The organism is Bacillus cereus group sp. BfR-BA-01379 (assembly GCF_022663605.1).
GTDB classification, from domain to species: Bacteria; Bacillota; Bacilli; order Bacillales; family Bacillaceae_G; genus Bacillus_A; species Bacillus_A mobilis.
Genome location: NZ_JAKUFT010000337.1, coordinates 1 through 215 on the forward strand (window position 1 = coordinate 1; position 215 = coordinate 215).

Sequence of the window (215 nt, forward strand, 5' to 3'; positions counted from 1 at the left end):
CAGCTCCTCTCAAATTTCCTACGCCCACGACGGATAGGGACCGAACTGTCTCACGACGTTCTGAACCCAGCTCGCGTACCGCTTTAATGGGCGAACAGCCCAACCCTTGGGCCCGACTACAGCCCCAGGATGCGATGAGCCGACATCGAGGTGCCAAACCTCCCCGTCGATGTGGACTCTTGGGGGAGATAAGCCTGTTATCCCCGGGGTAGCTT

At 59.1% G+C, this 215-nt stretch carries 1 rRNA gene; it reads right to left on the bottom strand.

The window, feature by feature from the left end:
- Positions 1 to 215: ribosomal RNA gene (locus MR113_RS28135) — 23S ribosomal RNA — on the bottom strand; the annotation flags it as partial.